Below are 3140 nucleotides of genomic sequence, written 5' to 3' on the forward strand. Positions count from 1 at the left end.
ATGCAAACTGTATTATTTTTTCCAGGTACCGTAGCTGCACTTGGGGTTATATTTGCACAACAAGCAACATCTTTAATAGGTAATTCTTCCTTATTACTACCTATAGCAATAGGGATAATAATTTTAGTTGCTGGATTAAATACTCTAGGTTCTAAAACTGGAGGTTCTATACAGACAGTATCTACAGCCTGTAAATTAATACCACTTATACTTATAATGGTATTTGGATTTATAAAAGGAAGTGGTGAAAATGCAATAATATCGCCACTTGTTGGAGAAAGTATAAGTATGGGAAATGTGTTAGGACAAGTTTTAATAGCAATACTATTTGCTTATGATGGATGGATAAATGTTGGAGCGTTAGCCGGTGAAATGAAAAATCCAGAAAAAGATTTACCAAAAGCTATAGTTGGTGGATTAGCATTAGTTATGGCAGTTTATTTAGTAATAAATTTAGCATATCTTTGGGTATTACCAGCCAGTGATTTAGCTAAGTACTCAGCACCTGCAGCTGCAGTAGCAGAAGCTATATTTGGATCTGTTGGTGGTAAAATTATAACATTAGGTATATTAATATCAGTGTTTGGAACATTAAATGGATTTATTCTAACAGGGTCAAGAGTAACATATACACTAGCTAATGAAAAGACATTACCAGGATACAAGAGTTTATCAAAGTTAAATAGCTCTCAAGTACCAGCAAATTCAATAATATTAATAGCAATAATTTCATCTATATATGCTCTGTCAGGTCAATTTAATTTATTAACTGACTTAGCAGTTTTTGCTATATGGATATTCTATGTTTTAACATTTATAGGTGTTATAAAATTAAGAAAAGAACAGCCAAATTTATATAGGCCTTATAAAGTACCACTATATCCAATTATACCTTTAATAGCCATATTTAGTGGTTTATTTGTAGTAATTAATCAATTATTTTTCTCAGGGATCAAGACTACAATGATATCAGTCGGAGGACTTTTAATAACAGCTATAGGTATACCTGTTTATAACTATATGATAAAAAATAAATTAAAATAAAAAACTCAAAGTTATTTAACTTTGAGTTTTTTATACTATAATTTATTTTTTTTATTTTATATTTTACTGATAAAAGAAAAAAATTGACTAATAATATATAAAGGAAGTAAATACAGAGTATATTTAAATTTAATAAAAAATTAAAATTATAAGGTATAAATTAAGACATAATATGGAGGCATAACCATGAACAAAATGAATAAAGAACAAAAAGTTATATTTTTAAGTACAGGAATACTAACACTAGGAATAATTTCATCTAATATAAAGATAGGATATGGTTATACCAAAAACTACAAAGACTTTAGAAATGATAATTTATCAAATACAACAATAACTGAAATTATCTATAACACTACTCAAGAAGTGAATAAGGGTCCAATGAGGAATTCTGGAAAAGTTGCATATATAACAATAGATGATGGGCCATCTAAATATACTGATAAGATTATAGAAATCTTAAATAAATATAATGCAAAGGGAACATTTTTCTTGATAGATAGAAATATGAAAAATTATCCTGAACAAGTTAAAAATATAGTTGAAAGTGGAAATACTGCAGGATTTCATAGTGTATCTCATGATATACACAAACTTTATAAAAAAAGTATTTCTGCAAAAGAAGAGTTTGATATAAATAGAAAAACATTTTATGATATCACAGGTCAAGAATCTAGTCTAGTAAGATTACCTTATGGAAGCAAGCCATATACACCATCTGAATCATACAAAGCATTAGTAGATGCAAATTACAAAGTTTGGGACTGGAATGTTGATACAGAAGATTGGAAATCTGACGCAAATAAAATTTTAGAAAACGTAAAAACATACTCTAGTAATGAAGATGATATAGTAGTTTTAATACATGAAAAAAAACAGACAGTAGAAGCGCTAGATAAAGTATTAAAGTATTTATCAGAACAAGGGTATGAATTATTACCAATAAGTCAAAACCAAAATCCTAAAAATTTCTGGATAGGTAATTTATATAAATAAGTCAAAACAAAAGATACAGTAGATGAGGTGCATTATAGTGAAAAGGACATTTTATGTAGGTATAATTAGCCTATTATCTTTATCAATGGTAGGATGTAGTAATAAAAATATTGCAACAGTAAATGGAGTTAATATAACAAAAGAGCAGTATGAAAAAACAATTGATATAATAAACAACACAAGTAAATATAAAGATATAAATTATACTGATAAAATAGAAAATAAAAATAATAAAGATATAAAAAATAATATACTATCTTTTATGATTGATAATGAAGTTTTATATCAAAAGGCAAAAGAAAAAGGATTTACACCAAAAGAAGAAGATATTGAATTAAGGTATAAAGAAATAAAAAATGCTTTAAATAAAAATATTAAATATAAAAAATTAATAGATGAGATTAAATTAGATAAAGAGTATTTAATGGAAGAAATTAAAAAAGATATGACCATAAATAATTATAAATCAGATTTCGAAAAAAACATAAAAATAAATAATGATGATATTAAAACATATTATATGCAAAATAAAAATGATTTTAAAACAAAAGAAATAAATGCATCTCATATTTTAATATCTAACTTAAATAAAGATAATAATTTAGTGAGTAAAGAAGAAAATGAAGCTTTAAGAAAAAAGGCTAGTGATATATTAATCAGAATACAAAATGGAGAAAGTTTTGAAGAACTAGCTAAAGAATATTCAGATGATAAACTAAGTGGGAAAAATGGTGGAGAATTAGGATACTTTAATAAAGATGATAAAAATGTAGAGTTTACGAATGAAGTGTTTAAATTAAATAAAGGTGAAGTTTCTAATATTATTGAAACTAGCAAAGGATATCATATAGTAAAAGTTAATGATAAGAATGATAAAATAAAATCTATACAAGAAAGCAAAGATGAGATAAATAAAGAAATACTAAAAAAATATTATATAGAGCATATTGAAAAATTAAATAAAGAATCAGATATAAAAATAAATTAAATTTTAATTAACCACCTTATACAAGGTGGTTTTGTATTCAAAATACAAAATTAGTCAAAATATTAGAAAATATGTTATTATAGACAAGTATAAAAAATAGCTTATTAATTTA

At 25.0% G+C, this 3140-nt stretch carries 3 protein-coding genes; all 3 read left to right on the forward strand.

The annotated features are described in order from the left end of the window. On the forward strand, nucleotides 1-1044 hold a 1044-nt coding region (locus JWF52_RS10620), incomplete at its 5' end, for an APC family permease (RefSeq protein WP_208333538.1). Between the two features lie 186 nt (nucleotides 1045-1230). Then, nucleotides 1231-2040, forward strand: a complete 810-nt coding sequence (locus JWF52_RS10625) for a polysaccharide deacetylase family protein (RefSeq protein WP_208333539.1) — start codon at nucleotides 1231-1233, stop codon at nucleotides 2038-2040. A gap of 37 nt (nucleotides 2041-2077) precedes the next feature. Next, entirely contained in the window at nucleotides 2078-3028 is a 951-nt protein-coding gene (locus JWF52_RS10630) for a peptidylprolyl isomerase (protein WP_353654923.1), read from the forward strand. The last annotated feature ends 112 nt before the right edge of the window (nucleotides 3029-3140 follow it).

Source organism: Clostridium sp. CCUG 7971 (assembly GCF_017590215.1).
Classification (GTDB): domain Bacteria; phylum Bacillota; class Clostridia; order Peptostreptococcales; family Peptostreptococcaceae; genus Faecalimicrobium.